This window comes from Longimicrobiaceae bacterium, from assembly GCA_035936415.1.
GTDB lineage: Bacteria > Gemmatimonadota > Gemmatimonadetes > Longimicrobiales > Longimicrobiaceae > JAFAYN01.
The window spans coordinates 1-15,242 of sequence record DASYWD010000097.1 but is presented as its reverse complement, the minus strand read 5'-3'; the positions used below and the strand labels follow the sequence as shown (position 1 = coordinate 15,242).

General features: G+C 70.8%; 13 protein-coding genes. 12 read left to right on the top strand and 1 reads right to left on the bottom strand.

Going from position 1 to position 15,242, the window contains the following annotated elements; translation table 11 throughout:
- The 10 genes from VGR37_03825 to VGR37_03780 form a co-directional block, all read left to right on the top strand.
- Window positions 1–231 (top strand): hypothetical protein (locus tag VGR37_03825; protein ID HEV2146524.1); only part of this gene is annotated, 231 nt, incomplete at its 5' end.
- On the top strand, window positions 224–1,423 hold the full coding sequence (locus VGR37_03820) for a glycosyltransferase family 1 protein (protein ID HEV2146523.1): 1,200 nt from the start codon (window positions 224–226) through the stop codon (window positions 1,421–1,423). The genes VGR37_03825 and VGR37_03820, both read left to right, overlap by 8 nt.
- 5 nt (window positions 1,424–1,428) lie before the next feature.
- Window positions 1,429–2,745, top strand: coding sequence for a hypothetical protein (locus VGR37_03815; protein HEV2146522.1), 1,317 nt, complete (start codon window positions 1,429–1,431; stop codon window positions 2,743–2,745).
- Between the two features lie 95 nt (window positions 2,746–2,840).
- Window positions 2,841–4,022 (top strand): glycosyltransferase family 4 protein, encoded by a 1,182-nt coding sequence (locus VGR37_03810; protein HEV2146521.1) that lies wholly within the window; start codon window positions 2,841–2,843, stop codon window positions 4,020–4,022.
- A gap of 160 nt (window positions 4,023–4,182) precedes the next feature.
- Complete coding sequence (locus tag VGR37_03805) at window positions 4,183–5,280, top strand: glycosyltransferase family 2 protein (GenBank protein ID HEV2146520.1); 1,098 nt, start codon at window positions 4,183–4,185, stop codon at window positions 5,278–5,280.
- A 28-nt stretch (window positions 5,281–5,308) separates the two neighbouring features.
- On the top strand, window positions 5,309–6,559 hold the full coding sequence (locus VGR37_03800; GenBank protein ID HEV2146519.1) for a glycosyltransferase family 9 protein: 1,251 nt from the start codon (window positions 5,309–5,311) through the stop codon (window positions 6,557–6,559).
- Between the two features lie 134 nt (window positions 6,560–6,693).
- Window positions 6,694–7,710, top strand: coding sequence for a hypothetical protein (locus VGR37_03795; GenBank protein HEV2146518.1), 1,017 nt, complete (start codon window positions 6,694–6,696; stop codon window positions 7,708–7,710).
- Window positions 7,703–8,296, top strand: coding sequence for a hypothetical protein (locus VGR37_03790; protein HEV2146517.1), 594 nt, complete (start codon window positions 7,703–7,705; stop codon window positions 8,294–8,296). Before VGR37_03795 ends, VGR37_03790 begins: the two co-directional genes overlap by 8 nt.
- Before the next feature lie 20 nt (window positions 8,297–8,316).
- Window positions 8,317–9,213 carry a hypothetical protein gene (locus VGR37_03785; GenBank protein HEV2146516.1) on the top strand — a complete coding sequence of 299 codons (897 nt, stop codon included), beginning with the start codon at window positions 8,317–8,319 and terminating at the stop codon, window positions 9,211–9,213.
- Window positions 9,210–10,715, top strand: a complete 1,506-nt coding sequence (locus tag VGR37_03780; GenBank protein ID HEV2146515.1) for a flippase — start codon at window positions 9,210–9,212, stop codon at window positions 10,713–10,715. Before VGR37_03785 ends, VGR37_03780 begins: the two co-directional genes overlap by 4 nt.
- A 234-nt stretch (window positions 10,716–10,949) precedes the next feature.
- On the opposite strand, the gene VGR37_03775 is transcribed toward VGR37_03780, so the two are convergent.
- Window positions 10,950–12,626 (bottom strand): capsule assembly Wzi family protein, encoded by a 1,677-nt coding sequence (locus VGR37_03775; protein HEV2146514.1) that lies wholly within the window; start codon window positions 12,624–12,626, stop codon window positions 10,950–10,952.
- 139 nt (window positions 12,627–12,765) lie between these two features.
- Here VGR37_03775 and VGR37_03770 point away from each other — a divergent pair, with 139 nt between their 5' ends.
- A complete protein-coding gene (locus VGR37_03770; protein HEV2146513.1) occupies window positions 12,766–14,454 on the top strand; it encodes a capsule assembly Wzi family protein in 1,689 nt (562 codons plus the stop codon).
- A 41-nt stretch (window positions 14,455–14,495) separates the two neighbouring features.
- Window positions 14,496–15,242: nucleotide sugar dehydrogenase (locus tag VGR37_03765; protein HEV2146512.1), on the top strand; the 747-nt coding region annotated here is incomplete at its 3' end.

Below are 15,242 nucleotides of genomic sequence, written 5' to 3'. Positions count from 1 at the left end.
ATCCTCGCCGACCTGGAGACACGGCACGGCTTCGTGGCGGCCGTGCTCCCGCAGGTCGAGAGCGCTCCCGCCGTGGCCGTGCTCGCCCCGGAGCGCCCGGTGGTGGTGGTGGTGCGGGCCGGAGAGGTCGAGCGGGACTCGCTGCAGCGCGCCGTGGAGGCGTGCGAGCGGCTGGGCGCGACCGTGGCCGGGATCGTCCTGCAGCCGCCGAAGAAGGGCCGGCGTGCCTGAGCTGCGCGCGGAGGCGCCTTCCCGCGCCGGAGCGCGATCCCGCCGGAAGCCGGGGCGGCGGGGTGGCCAGCCGGGGGCGTCCATCGTGGTGGACGCCCGCGGCGTCTTCACGTCGGGGATCGGACGCTACCTCCGCGAGGTCCTGCAGGTCCTCTTCGCGGACCCCAGGTTCGGCCGGATCCGGCTGCTCGGCGCGCCGGAGCCGCTCCACGACTTCTGCGCCACCGTTCCGGGGAGGGAGAAGGCGGACGTCCGCCCTTACCCCTACGGCTTCTACAGCCCCGCCGCGCAGGCGGCGTGGCTGCGGCTCCGCGCCAGCGGCGTCGCGAGCGGGGACGTGGCGTTCTTCCCGCACTACGACGCCCCGCTCTTGGCGCTCCCCGAGCGGAGCGTGGTGACCGTCCAGGACCTGATCCACTTCAAGGTCCCGGAGGCGTTTCCGCTCTGGCGCCGCCGCGCGGCGGGGCTGCTGCTGCGTCGCGCCGTCGGAGGGGCCGGGCGGGTGCTGGTCACCTCCGAGTCCACGCGCCGCGACCTTGTGGAGCGCTTCCCCGGGTGCGAGCGGAAGCTGGACGTGGTCCCGCTGGGCGTGAGCCCGTTCTTTGCGGCGGCCGCCGGGGCGGGGGCGCCTCCGCCCAGGGTGGAGCAGCCTTACCTGCTCTGCGTGGGCAACCGCAAGCCGCACAAGAACCTGGCCGCCGCCGTCGAGACGCTCGCGCGGCTCCGGGGCGAGGCGCCCGAGCTGCGGCTGGCCATCGTGGGGGAGGTGTTCCGCGGGTGGGACGACGTACTCCAGCGTGCCGGGGAGCTGGGCGTCGGCGGGCGCATCGTCGAGGTGGCCGGCGCGACCGACGTCGAGCTGCGGGCGCTGTACGCGGGGTGCGAGGCGCTCATCTTCCCCTCCCTGTACGAGGGCTTCGGCCTGCCGGTGCTGGAGGCGATGGCGGCCGGGGCACCCGTGGTGGCCTCGAACCGCTCCTCCGTCCCGGAGGTGGTGGGCGACGCGGGGCTGCTGGCGGACCCGGAGGACCCCCGCGCCATCGCCGAGGGGGTGCTCCGTCTCCGGCGGGAGCCGGCGCTCCGCGCGGAGCTGGTCCGCCGGGGTCGGGAGCGGGCGGCGTCGTTCACCTGGGAGCGCTCCGCCCGCGGGGTCGCGGACGTCCTCTTCCGCGTGGCCGGGGGGCAGGAGTGATCGCTATGCGGGCCCCAGCGGCGGCGGGTGAGCGTGCCTCCCGCGTCCCCCATCCGACGGCGTTCGAGAAGGGCGCCATTCTCCTCCTGGTGGGCTTCCTCCTGGTCTTCCCCAAGGGGGGGATCAAGGTCGCCGGGGTGCCGCTGACGTGGGGGTACATCGCGCTCGCGCTGGTCTTCCTCTGGTTCCCCCTGGCGATCCTCCTGGGGAGGTCCGCTCCCGTGGCGAAGCTCCGGCTTCTCGTCCCGGCGATGCTGCTCCCCTTCCAGGCGGCGGTCTGGATGGGGCTGCTGGCGAACGGGATCGTCGACTTCGGGTTCGCGATCTCCCTGGTGGTGACCTTCTTCTTCATCCCCTGGATGATGGTGCTGATCCTGGGGATCCACCTCGACCGCATCGACCTGCGCTTCCTGTTCGGGCTGATCCGCGTGGGGGTGTTCGCCGTCTCTGTATACGGGATCTTCCTCTTCTTCTACCGGTTGAAGACGGGCTCCTTCATCGAGATCCCGTACCTGACGGTGAACGCGGGCGACGTGGGGGCACTGGAGGACAAGTTCATCGACCGCGGCGGGGTGTTCAAGCTGATCTCGACGTACAACAACGGAAACATCTACGGGGTGTCGATCCTGATCCTCCTCCCGCTGTACGCATGGCTGGAGCGGAGCCCCGCCCGGCAGCTGGTGGTGAAGTTCGCGCTCCTGCTGACGCTCTCGCGCACGGTGTGGGCGGGGCTCATCCTGTACGAGATCCTGCAGCGGCTGTACGTGCGGCGGATCTCGCTCCGCACGGTGGCGGTCCTTGCCGGCTCGCTCGCGGTGGTGCTTGGAGGGCTCTGGTACGCACTGAACCTGATGGGCTGGGACATGGCGTTCCTCTTCGACCGGAGGCTGGGCGGGCGCATCGGCCAGCTCAGCGCGCTGGAGACCGCCACCGTGCTCCCGGGGACCCCGTTCGAGGCCATCCTGGAGATCGTCTACCTTTCGGTGCTCCACAACTTCGGGATCGTGGGGCTCGCGGCGTTCCTGGTGGGGATGACGGCGCCGGTCCTCCTGCACCTGGCGGGCGCACTCCCGTTCTCCGCCACGGAGTACAAGCGTGGCCTGGTGACCGGGCTCGTCGTCTACCTCGTCGTCGCCATGTCCGACGGGGCGCTGCTGTTCATCCCCGTGATGGTGTTCTACTGGTTCGTGGTGTCGCTGCTGCTTTCCGGGAACCCCTCGTTCCTCCTCTACGGGGAGAGGGAGTCCGCCGCCGGGGCTTCCGCCGCGCGGGAGGCGCGGCGGACCGGGGGGCTCCCCGCTCCCGCCGGTGCCGGCGCCTGAGCGAATGGCACCAAAGCTGCTGAACGGACCCCGATTCCGGGTGTGCCATTGGACGGCGGGTGCATCCTGGGGCGGGGTCTGCCGTGACGCGTGAGATGAAACGGTTGAAGGTCGCGTACATCCAGCACCGCGATGCGGACGACATCCGCAACTGGTCCGGGACGCTGTACTTCTCTCGCGCGGCGATCGACCGCCACGTGGGCAGGGTGGTGGACCTGTCGCCCGCGCCGGTCAACCTGCTTCCCTTTCGAGCCGCCCGCCGGGCGATCCTGGGGCTGACCGGAAAGGTCTACAGCTACGACCACGACCCGGCGCTGGCGCGCTACTACGGATGGTACTTCGGCCGGCTGATCGAGCGGGAGCGGCCGGACCTGATCTTCTCGCCCGCGGGCTCCCCCTGCCTGGCCTACCTCCGGACGGACGTCCCGGTGCTGTACTTCACGGACGGGCCGTGGCGCGTGATCCGCGACTACAACCCCGCGTACTCGAACGTTCTGGAGCGTTCGGCCCGCGCGGCGGAGAGGCTGGAGCGCCGCACCCTGCAGCGAGCCGCCGTGACGCTGGTGAGCTCGCGCTGGGCGGCCGAGTCCGCGGTGCGCGACTACGGGGTGGACCCGGGGCGCGTCTACGACGTGGGGATCGGCGCGAACCTCCTGCGGGCGCCGGACCGCGCGGAGGCCCTGCCGCGGCGCATCGGCGATCGGATCCGCCTGCTGATGGTGGGGGTGGTCTGGGACGCGAAGGGGGGCGGCATCGCGTACGACACGCTCCTCCGCCTCCTGGAGCGCGGCTGCGACGCGGAGCTGACGGTGGTGGGGTGCACGGCTCCCCCGGGGGTGAGCCACCCCCGGGTGCGGGTGATCCCCTTCCTGAACAAGCAGGTGCCGGAGGAGCGCGCCCGCTTCGAGCGCCTCTGGAAGGAGGCGGACTTCTTCGTCCTCCCCACGCGGGCGGAGGCCGCCGGCGTCGTCTTCTGCGAGGCGAGCGCGCACGGGATCCCGTCCATCGCCACCCACACCGGCGGAGTCCCCTCGCTGGTGGTGGACGGGCGGAACGGGTACACCCTCCCCTACGATGCGGGCGGGGAGGAGTACGCCCGGGTGATCGCCGGGATCGCGGCCGAGCCGGAGCGCTACGCGCGCCTGTGCGAGACGAGCCGCGAGGAGTACGAGCGCAGGCTGAACTGGGACGCGTGGGGCGAGCGGGTGGCGGAGATCGTGGCCGAGCGCTTTCCGCAGCTGCGCGGGCGCGCTCCGGCCGAGCAGATGATCGCGTAGGGCCGATTTCGACGAAATCGGCGCGGCGGGCGGCTCCTTTTGCAGGGCGGGTACTGGACGCGGAGGCTTTGTCCGCGTAGGGTTATCGCGACGAAGGTCGATGCAGCCGGTCCGGGCGGTGTCCGGACGGGTTTTCTCATTCAGCGGATCGGAAGGCGCCGTGCAGCGTGATTCCAAGGTCTACGTCCTCCTGCTGAACTGGCGGGGGTGGCAGGACACCATCGAGTGCCTGGAGAGCGTCTTCCGCCAGGAGCACGCCCGCTATCAGGTGGTGGTGTGCGACAACGACTCCGGCAACGGGTCGTTGGAGCAGATCGCCGCCTGGGCGCGCGGAGAGGTGGAGGCGCCCCTTCCAGCCGGTCCGCCGCTGCGCCGGTTCTGCTCGCCCGCCGTCCCGAAGCCGATTCGCTACGTGGAGCTGACGCGCGAGGAGGCGGAGATGGGCGCGGGGGGCGACGCTCCGCTCGTCCTCGTGCAGACGGGCGGAAACCTGGGCTACGCGGGGGGGAACAACGTCGGGCTCCGGTACGTGCTGGCGCGCGGCGACGCGGCCTACGTGTGGCTGCTGAACAACGACACGGTGATCCACCCGCGGGCGCTCTCCGCGATGGTGCGGACGGCCGAGGATGACCCCGGGGTGGGGATGGTGGGGTCGCGCCTCCTCTACTACGACGACCCGGAGCGGATCCAGGCCATCGCCGGGGGGCAGGTGGTCCCCTGGTCCGGCTTCACCCGGCACCTGGGGGCGGACCAGACGGACCTGGATCGCTGGTCGGACGTGCTGGAGCCGGACTACATCACCGGGGCCAGCATGCTCGTCCGGAGCCGCCTCCTGGAGCAGGTGGGAATGCTGGACGAGCGCTACTTCCTCTACTCCGAGGAGGTGGACTGGTGCCTCCGCTCGCGGGCCGGGGGGTGGAAGCTGGTCTATGCGCCCGGGAGCACGGTCTGGCACAAGGGAGGCCAGAGCGTGCAGTACAAGAGCCCGCTGCACGACTACCACGTCCTCCGCGGGATGCTCCTCCTCGTCCGGCGCTTCTACCCGGGGTTCCTCCCGGTCGCGGTGGCGTACTCCGTCTACCGCCAGCTCGCGCCGAAGGTGGTGCGCCTCCAGGGCGCCCGGATTCGTGCGGTGCTGCGCGCCTACCGCGACTTCTTCGCCGGCCGCGACCCCGCGCCGGCTCGCGATCCGGGTGTTCTCCCCGCGGGGGCACGTGACGCGCCGGCGGCACGGGTGCCCCGGGAGCGCGTCGCGTAGACGGCCGGTCCCCGGCCGTCCCCACTCGATGGACCCGATCGCCCTGCCTCCGCAGCCGGCCCCGCGGTCTCCGCTTCGCGGGGGCTACCTGGCGAGCAATCCGCTCCTGGTGGGGGGGCTTCGCGCCGTGGACGTGCTCCTCGCCGCGCTCCCCGGGGGGCGTGACGGAGCCCCCCTGGCCCGTCCTCCCCGCCGTCTCCTCCTCGCGATCGGCGGCCACCTCGGTGACGCGGTGATCGCCTCCGCCGTCCTTCCCCTGGTCGCCGCGGTGTGGCCGGAGACGGAGGTCGGCGTGCTCGCCGGTTCCTGGTCGCGCCCGGTGCTGCAGGGCCACCCGCTGGTCCGGCGAATCCACACCGTGGACCACTGGAAGCTGATCCGCTCCGGGACAGGGTGGAGGGACCGGCTCCGCCGGTACCGCGACACGCGCCGGCGGGCGCTGGCCGAGATCGAGGAGGCCGGCTACGACGCGGCCGTGGACCTCCACCCGTACTTCCCCAACTCGATTCCGCTTCTCCGGCGGGCGGGGATCCCGGTCCGGGCGGGGTTCACCAGCGGCGGCTTCGGTCCGCTCCTGACGCACGCCGCCGCCTGGACCGACTCGGGCGGCCACATGGCGGATCACCACCGCGCGCTCCTGGCGCGGCTGGACCCGCGCTTCGGCCGGGTGGGGACGCTGCGCTACGCGCTCCCGCCGTGCCCCGAAGGCGCGGACGGCGGCCTGCCCCGCGGTGGCTACGTCGTGGTCCACATGGGTGCGGGACTGCCGCTCAAGGAGTGGCCGTCGGAGAAGTGGCACGCGCTCGTGGGGGCGCTCCTGGCGGAGGGGCACACGCTGGTGTTCACCGGGAGCGGTGCGGAGCAGCGGGAGCAGGCCGAGCGGACGATCGGCGGCCGGGCGGGGTGCCGCAACCTGTGCGACCGCCTCCGCTGGGACGAGTTCGTCGGCGCGGTGGCCGGCGCCCGCCTGGTGGTCTCGGTGGACTCGGTGGCGGGGCACCTCGCCGCCGGCTCCGCGGTCCCGGCGGTCGTGCTCTTCTCCGGGATGAACCGGATCGACCAGTGGCGGCCCCTCGGGGACCGGGTGCGCACCCTCACGCACCCCGTCCCGTGTGCGCCGTGCCATCTCAGCCGCGGATGCGCGGAGATGGCGTGCATCCGCGGCCTGGAGGTAGGGGAGGTGCTGGAGGCGGTCAGGGCGGAGCTCCGCGCCCCCCTGGCCGGCGGCGCGGGGGGCGCGGCGGGGCCACCCGGGGGTGCCGCCGCGCCGGTGGCTTGAAGTCGATGAAAACGCAGGGGTTCTGTCATCGACAGAATCCCTGTTGTCTTGTAGATTCGTTAGTCTGTTCCTGCCTCCGCGCGCGAGCCGGAGGGCGACACGGCCTCCCGTAGGGGGCATCAACCGGTAAATAGATGTTTCGGAGATTCCTCCCGCTGATGGCGCTGCTGGTGGCCGCGTGCGACCCCTGCACGGGGGTGGGGAGCTGTGTCGCTCCGCAGCTGCGGTACGAGGGCGTGCTGACGCGGAAGTTCGGCTACCCCGCGGGCGGCCCGGCGGAGGCCGTCACAGTGAAGTTCGTCCGTACCGGGGGCGTGCAGCTCGAGTCGGACACCCTGGTGGCGACGTCGGACGCGAAGGGGCGCTTCCTGATCGAGGGGCGGGCCACGCGCGAGGGGCAGGTGATCGGCGACCTCGTGATAATGCCGCCGGGTCCCATCGAGCCGATCCGCGAGCGGGGACTCCAGCTCGCGACGACCCGTGCCCCCGGTGAGGTGCTCCGGCTGCGCGAGCGGGAGATCCCGTACCCGTACTTCTCCTACTCGGTCGCGCTCCACTTCCGGGCGACCGGACAGCCCGCCGCTGGCGTCGAGGCGGTCTTCCGCCGCACGGGGGGGATTCGGCTCAATTCGGACACGCTTCGTCTGACCGCCGACCCTCGGGGGTTCCTGCTCATCCGCCCCACGACGCTCGAGCACGGCATCGTAACGGGGGAGCTGACGGTGTATCCGCCTCCTCCGTACAAGCCGATCGTTCTCCCGGACCTCCGACTCCGGACGGCCGTGACGGAGCACGCGGACTCGGTCATCCGGGTCGGGATCGGATCGCGGCTACCCTACATGGTCCAGTTCCTCTGGGCGGACACGGACGAGGGGGTGGAGGGGCTGGAGATCGAGTTCGTGCGGACCGGAGGAGTTCCGATCTCCCCCGCGACGTACCGGGCGGTCACGGATCGCTTCGGAAGCGTCGCCATCGAGCCCGCTCCGCTCGCCAGTGGGCAGGTCGTCGGCGACCTGCACGTCCGCCCGCCCGCTCCGGGACGGGCATTCACCGTCCCCGGACTCCGGTTGAGCACGGTCGAGGACGACCGGCCGCGCATCTACCTGCGCTTCTGGAAAGTCGAGTCGGAAGAGGGAGGGGCCGATGGATAGGCCCGTGCCGGGGTCCCGCCGCCCCGATGCAATGTTCCGGCGGAGGCGGCGGATCGTCTCCGGGGCGGTGGCCGTCGTGCTCCTGTCGGCCTGCAAGCCGGACTCCGCTCTGGGGCCGGACGATTCTCCACTCCCGGATCTTTCCGGAACGTGGGCATATACCGCGACGGAGATGCGCGTCGAGGGGATCTCGTCGTCGCGCTGCGACATCGATGGGATGACGCTGACCTTCGGTCCCTGGGGGATCGCCGACGAGGGCTTCGAGGGGCGGGCGGCGGGAGGCGTGCTGCGGTGTGACGGAGACCTGGCCTTCCTCTCCGGCTCCCTCCCCGACTATCCCGTCCGGAACGGCACGATCGCCTGGGATCCGGCGACGCGTGTGGTGACTCCGTTCGTCGGCTTCTCCATCTCGACCCGGCAGTGGCGGCACGACGGGGTCCTGTCCAACGACACCGTCAGGAGCGTGATCCGGGGGGACACGCTCAAGCGGGTGGTCTTCGGGGATACGATCAGCGGAGCCGTCTCCATGCTCAACGGGGGAATCCCTCTCCGCGGGAGGTTCCGTGCCGTCCGGCGGGGCCGGTGACGGCGGGCGGAGCGGCCGGAATGGCTGACGTCGCGATCGCATACCGGATCTATCCCAGGGTCTCCCGCGCGACCCCGGTCTTTTCGGAGGACAAGCTCCGCCTCGCGGAGCTGTGCCTGAGGTCGTTCCGGCGCTCGCTCGGCTCCCTGCGGGTGAAGGTCTGGGCGATCCTGGACGGTTGCCCCCCGGAGTACGAGGCGCTGTTCAGGGCCACGTTCGCGCCGGAGGAGCTGGAGATCGTTTCATTGCCGGGCGTCGGAAACGCCGCCACCTTCGAGAGGCAGATCGAAATCCTGCTCGGGCAGACCGAGTCGGATCTCGTGTACTTCTGCGAGGACGACTACTTCTACCGCGACGGCGAGTTCGCGGAGATGATCGCCTTCCTCCGGGAGCACCCGGACGCCGACTTCGTCTCGCCGTACGACCATCGGGACTATTACCGCCTGGACATCCACGACGAGCCGGCGCGGATCCGGGCCTTCGGCGGGCGCCACTGGAGGACGGCCGCCTCCACGTGTCTCACGTTCCTGACCACGCGGAGGGTCCTGCGGGAGACGAAGGAGGTCTTCCGCAGCTACTGCCGCGGAAACTCGGACGCGGGGCTCTGGTTCAGCCTCAGCAAGCACTCGGTCCGGAACCCGCTCCGGGTCCTCCGCTACCTGGTTTCGGACCGGCTGAACACGACCATTGCGTACCACGCCTGGCGCCACTGCGCCGGGCAGCTCGCTCTGGGCCGGCGTCGCTCGCTCTGGATTCCCATCCCGAGCATTGCCACGCACATGGACGTGATCCACCTCGCACCCGCCGTGGACTGGAGCGGCCTGATGCGGCCCGAGGTCGAGAGGATCGCGGGCGTGGATCTCCCGGCGCACGGAGCCCGCGGAGCCGCCGCCCCCCAGAATTCGCTCTCCTCATGATCACCGGTCGGACGATTGCCCGGCAGACGATGCTCAACCTGCTGGGGCTGGGGCTTCCCGTCCTCCTGGCGCTTGTCTGCATCCCGTTCACCGTGCACGGGCTGGGTGCGGAGCGCTTCGGGATCCTGGCCGTGGCATGGACGGCGGTAGGGTACCTCACCCTGTTCGACCTGGGGCTCGGGCCGGCGCTCACCAAGGCGGTCGCGGAGCGGCTCGCGTCGGGCGAAGCGGAGGAGATCCCGTCCATCGCCTGGACGGGGCAGGGAATGCTGCTGCTCTTCGGCGCCGTCGGCGGGGGGGTCCTGGCGCTCGTCTCGCCCCTCCTCGTGCACCGGGTGCTGAACATCCCGCCCGAGCTGGAGGCGGAGGCGCTGAGCGCGCTCTACCTGATCGCTCTTTCCATCCCGTCCGTCCTGGGGACCACGGGGCTGCGGGGGCTCCTGGAGGCGTACCAGCGCTTCGGGGCGGTAAATGCCCTGCGGCTCCCCATGGGGGCGTTCACCTACGTCGCCCCGCTGGCCGTGCTCCCGTTCACTCCCGATCTCACCTACGTGGTGGGCCTGCTCGTGGCGGGCAGGATCCTGGCCTGGGTGGCGCACCTGGTCGTCTGCCTCCGCCAGATCCCGGAGCTGCGGACGGTTCCGGTGCTCCGGGCGGAGGTGCTCGCGCCGCTCGCCCGCTTCGGGGGGTGGGTGACCGCGAGCAACATCAGCAGCTCGGTGATGATCTACTCCGACCGGTTCCTGATCGGCTCGGTTCTCTCCATGGCGGCGGTCACCTTCTACACGACGCCGTACGACGCAGTGACCAAGCTCTGGCTCCTCCCCGGGGCGGTGCTCGGAGCCCTCTTCCCGGCGTTTTCCGCGACGTTCGTCACCGACAGGGAGCGGACGCTCCGGTTGTTCGACCAGGCCATCCGGGTCCTGTTCGTCCTGCTGTTCCCGGTCACGCTCGCCCTCGTCGTGTTCGCACGCGAGGGGCTCACCCTCTGGCTGGGCGCCGGCTTCGCCGCCGAGAGCACGCGGGTGATGCAGTGGCTTGCGATCGGTGTCTTCATCAACAGCATCGGGATGATCCCCGGGGCAGGGCTGCAGGGGATCGGCCGGCCGGAGCTCACCGGAAAGCTGAACCTGCTGGAGATGCCGTTCTACGTGGCGCTGCTCTGGGCACTGCTGCACGCCCGGGGGATCGAGGGCGCGGCAATCGCCTGGGTGGTGCGGGTCGCCGCCGACACCGGAATTCTCTGCGTGCTGGTGGGGCGGGCCCTCCCCAACGGAGGTGCGGTCCTCCGCCGTACGGCCGCAATGATGCTTCCTGGCGTCGCGGTGCTCCTTGTCGCGATGGAGCTTCCTACGATGGCCGCCCGGGCGATCTTCCTCCTCGGGACGTCGGCGGTCTTCCTGCTGGTGTCGTGGTCGCGGATCCTCACGCCGACCGAGCGGAGGACTGTGAGGCTTCGAGTGGGTCTCGAGTCCGACCTGCCGGCCCTCAATCCTCCCTGACCTGCCGGCTGCAATCACGACACGACGAGGCGACGGAACTGACCGTCGCCTCGTCGTGTTGATCTCCGATCCCCAGCAGGATGCGCAGGCGGTTCTCGAATGACGCAGATTGGGGGTGGTGACGATGCCTTTTTGAGCCGGCTCTCGCTGAACTCGTACGTGAAGACCTTGTCCGCGTTGTACGCCGAGACTGACTGCACTGGATCCCGGAGTTGTTCGGTTCGCGCTCTGGCGCTACCGGGGTGTCACCATGATGCGCAGGCTCCGGTTCCATTTGTCCACCGCCTCGAAGCCGTCCACCTCCGTCTCCGGGTTCTGGAAGAGGTAGTTGTACCGCTGCTCGCCCGCGTACTCCACGTCCAGGTACATGCTCCAGATGCGCACGCCTCCGCGAATCCCGCCGAAGAGGGAAACGTCGTGCGCCACGTAGGCGCCGCCGGGCCGATCGTAGTAGACGTCGTTGTTCCAGCGGATCCGTCCACCGAAGGCGCCCAGCCGCCAGCCGCCCGCGAGGTAGTCGCCCGCGAGCCACTGGCCGGATCCGCCGGGCCCGACGGCGGCGCCGATCACCTTCCCGAGGTGGGTGTATCCCTGCGGGATGGAGCGGCTCACGTAGAATCCCTCCACCGGCCGCTGGTCGAAGGTGGCGCTTTCCTCCAGGTAGGTGACCTCTGTCTGCAGGCGGAAGAGGTCGCCGCGCCGGACGGGGCGCGCCCACTGCACGCCCAGGGTGTAGCCCTGCGTGTGGTTCGGCGCGTTCAGCAGGTCCACGAGCGAAGTGGGGAGCAGCGTCCGCGCCCACTCGCCGTAGATCTCGAATCCGTCGCGAGGGAAGACCCATCGGCCGAACAGCGAGAACATCTGCTCCCTCCCCGAACCGGACGGCCACACGAACGTGGTGTCTCGCCCGGTGGTGTCGCCCGGGGCCGCGGTGCGCACCGGCTCCTGCGGCGCCTCCCAGCGAATGAACGCGTCGGCCACGTGCAGCGGGACGCGCTCGACGTTCATCGGCCCGGCGTACAGGACGCGGGCCAGACCGAGCGTGAGGTCCGGAACGGCGGCGGGGCGGTAGGTGGCCGTGAAGCCGCTCAGGGAGCGGCTGTTGTTGGTGCTCACGGTGTCGAAGTAGAGCGACTCCGAGAGCCCGCCGATGATCCACTTCGCCTCGAACGCCCCCAGCCGAGTGCGGAGGGGCGCGGCCGTGCGGAGGAACAGGTGCGGGAACCCCTCGGCGTTATTGCTCATCACGATCCCGTTGCGGATCCCGGGACCCCACCACTGGTTCTCGGTGGAGGCGCCGGCCGCCAGCGCACCGTAGCGCACGGAGAGGGTGCTCTGCCCGGGAAGCAGCCGGAGGACGGGGACGTTGCCGAAGCGGAGGGGCACGTCGGCGGAGGATGTGCCCACGTACCACCGGGCCGCGAAGGCGCTCCGGTCCATGCTGTCCGACGGGATCGTCTGGAAGTCCAGGTTCTGCGAGTAGACGAGCTGCGGTGCCAGGACGAGCGAGACCGGGCCCGCCTGCAGCATCGCCCCCACGGTGGCCTGGGCGTTCATCCCCCGGCCCGCCCAGAGGGCGCCGTCGTTCAGCGAGAAGGGCAGGGCAGCGTTCCAGGCCGCGCGCACCTCCGGGGCGAGCGGGGCCCAGCGGACCATTCCCTCCCCGGCGAGCGACGGCAGCTGCGACGAGGGGGAGCGGATCAGGTACCCGTCGGTGGACGCGCGCCCGAGCAGCTGGAGCACCCGGAGCCGGTCTTCGACCGGTGACCCCAGGGTGGGGAGGCGCGTCAACTCTCCGGCGGCAGAGACGGTGTCCGGCTCCTGCGCCTGGAGACCCGAGGCGGCGAGGGCCGGCAGCGCGAGGGCGAGCGCGCGGGCCCGAAAGCGGGCTCCGGTCGGTATCGGAAGCATGCGTGTCGTTCAGGGCTCGCTAGACATTTCGGAGCGCCAAGGATAACATTGGTGCCGACATAAGTCCAACCATGACATCACCGGCGCACTTTCCGGCGGACCGCAGGGTCCGCCGAGAAACAGCGCAGTTGCCATACTGATGACGTTCACCCACCCGAGGTCACAATCGGGCGCGGCGCGGCGACGCTACGTCCCTGGTCTCCGCACGCTGCACCTGCTGGTGCTGCTCTTCTGCCTCGCTCCCGCCATCCTCCCCGCCCAGGAGCCGTCTCCTTCCGTCGTGGCGGGTGAGGTGTTCGCGGGCGGAGAGCTGGAGCGGTACCTGCGCGTGCTCCAGGTGGCTGGAAAAGCCGATCCCGTCCCGTGGTCCATCCGGGGCTTCTCTCTGGACGAGGTGGCGCGGCGGGCGCCCCGGGATTCCGTGCACCCCTGGGCGGACCGGTACCGCTTCGGGACGGGCGGCGGGTGGCGGCCCCAGATCCAGCTGCACGCTCCACGTACCGCCGCCGTCCTCAACTCGGCCTTCCCGTACGGAGCCAACGACGGCGCGGTCTGGGCCGGACGCGGGCTGACCACGGCGGTGCAGGCCGGCGTCACCGCGCGGCTGGGTCCGCTCTCCCTCACGCTGGCCCCGGTCGCGTTCGTCGCGCAGAACGCCCCGTTCGACCTCGCGCCGCACGTCCTCTCCGACAGCGCCGCCTTCGCGGACTGGCGGCGCCCGACGCAGATCGACCTTCCGCAGCGCTTCGGCGAGGGGGCGTACGCGCGCGTGGACCCCGGGCAGAGCACGCTCCGGGCGGACGTGGGGATCGCCACCCTGGGGGTCTCCACCGCCAACCAGGTATGGGGTCCCGGCGGCGAGTACTCGCTGATCCTCGGCAACAACGCTCCCGGCTTCGTTCACATGTTCGCCGGCACCTCGCGGCCGGTCAACGTGGGAATCGGCCGCGTGCACGGGCGGGTCGTCTGGGCTCGGCTGGAGCAGTCTCCGTTCGCGACCACCTCGCCCGACTCCGCCACGCGCTTCGGAACCGGGCTGGTAGCGTCCTTCACCCCTCGGGGAGTCCCGGGGCTGGAGCTCGGCGCTACGCGCTTCTTCCACATGCCCTGGCCCGCGCGCGGTGTCGGCGCGCTGGAGCTCGCCAAGCCGCTGGAAACGTTCCTGAAAGTGAACCTGGCCACCGTGATCGGGAGCGACACGGTCGAGATCCCGGAGTCGGTGGTCGCCAACCAGATCGCCTCGGTGTTCGCCCGCTGGACCCTCCCGCGCAGCGGGTTCGAGGTGTACACGGAGTTCGCGACCGAGGACCACCGCCACAACCTCCGGGACCTGATCCTTGAGCCCGACCACAACGCCGCGCTCACGCTCGGCTTCCAGAAGGTCTTCTCCCGCGGAGCGGATCGCCTGCTCGCGTTGCGGGGCGAGGTCGTGAACGGAGAGCCCTCGCACCTGAAGCGGGGTCGGCGACAGGAGCCCTTCTACGTGCATGCTGCCACCCGGCAGGGGCATACCAACCGGGGACAGATCCTGGGCTCTCCCGCCGCGTATGCAGGCTCCGCGTCCACGCTGGCGGCCGACTACTACCACCCGGGAGGCCGCTGGACGTTGGCATGGCGGCGCATCCTGCGTCAGGCCGAGGGAGACTATCCGGACACGGGTATGGTGGAAAAGCCGGACGTGATGCAGGCGCTCGGTGCCGACGCCGTGCTCTTCCGCGGGCGGTGGGACCTCGCCGCCGGGGTGGAGGGGGTGTACAACTTCAACCGGAACCACGATTCCGACGTCGCCAACCTGAACGCGACCCTCGGGGTGCGGGTCAGGCTCTAGCCGCCGTCGGAGCGTGCCACGAACGTGAGGACGAAAAGGGAATGCCTGACCTGATTGCGCTGACTTCGAAGATCGAGAACCGCACCGCGACCGTCGGAGTCGTCGGCCTGGGCTACGTCGGCCTGCCGCTGGCGGTGGAGGTGGCACGCAGCGGATACAGGGTGCTGGGGTTCGACATCAGCGAGCCCGTGGTGGAGAAGCTCAATCGCGGGGAGAGCCACGTGCTCGACGTCCCCGGCGAGGCGGTGCGCGACCTGGTGGACGAGGGGCTCTTCTCCGCCACGTTCGACCTGTCCCGCCTGGGGGAGTGCGACGTGATCTCCATCTGCGTCCCCACCCCGCTCAACAAGACCAAGGACCCCGACCTCTCCTACGTGGTCGCTGCGGGCCACGGAGTGCTCCACACCCTGCGGCCGGGGCAGCTGGTGATCCTGGAGAGCACCACCTATCCGGGCACCACCCGCGAGGTGCTCCTCCCCATCCTGGCCGAATCGGAGCTGGAGGTGGGGAAGGACTTCTTCGTGTGCTTCTCTCCGGAGCGCGTGGACCCCGGCAACCCGGTCTGGCAGACGCGCAACACGCCCAAGGTGATCGGGGGGGTGACGCCGGAGTGCCTGGAGGCGGGGCTGACCTTCTACAGCCGGGTCTTCGACACCATGGTCCCGGTCGAGAGCGCCGAGGCGGCCGAGCTGGTGAAGGTGTACGAGAACACCTTCCGGATGATCAACATCGCGCTGGCGAACGAGCTGGCGCAGGCGTGCGACCGTCTGGGCGTGGACGTCTGGGGG

Excerpts from the sequence above, each read along its gene's own strand:
- VGR37_03780 (HEV2146515.1), top strand. The coding sequence starts at position 9,210 with ATGATCACCGGTCGGACGATTGCCCGGCAGACGATGCTCAACCTGCTG.
- VGR37_03770 (HEV2146513.1), top strand. The coding sequence starts at position 12,766 with ATGACGTTCACCCACCCGAGGTCACAATCGGGCGCGGCGCGGCGACGC.
- VGR37_03815 (HEV2146522.1), top strand. The coding sequence starts at position 1,429 with ATGCGGGCCCCAGCGGCGGCGGGTGAGCGTGCCTCCCGCGTCCCCCAT.
- VGR37_03810 (HEV2146521.1), top strand. The coding sequence starts at position 2,841 with ATGAAACGGTTGAAGGTCGCGTACATCCAGCACCGCGATGCGGACGAC.
- VGR37_03800 (HEV2146519.1), top strand. The coding sequence starts at position 5,309 with ATGGACCCGATCGCCCTGCCTCCGCAGCCGGCCCCGCGGTCTCCGCTT.
- VGR37_03795 (HEV2146518.1), top strand. The coding sequence starts at position 6,694 with ATGTTTCGGAGATTCCTCCCGCTGATGGCGCTGCTGGTGGCCGCGTGC.
- VGR37_03790 (HEV2146517.1), top strand. The coding sequence starts at position 7,703 with ATGGATAGGCCCGTGCCGGGGTCCCGCCGCCCCGATGCAATGTTCCGG.
- VGR37_03785 (HEV2146516.1), top strand. The coding sequence starts at position 8,317 with ATGGCTGACGTCGCGATCGCATACCGGATCTATCCCAGGGTCTCCCGC.
- VGR37_03775 (HEV2146514.1), bottom strand. The coding sequence starts at position 12,626 with ATGCTTCCGATACCGACCGGAGCCCGCTTTCGGGCCCGCGCGCTCGCC.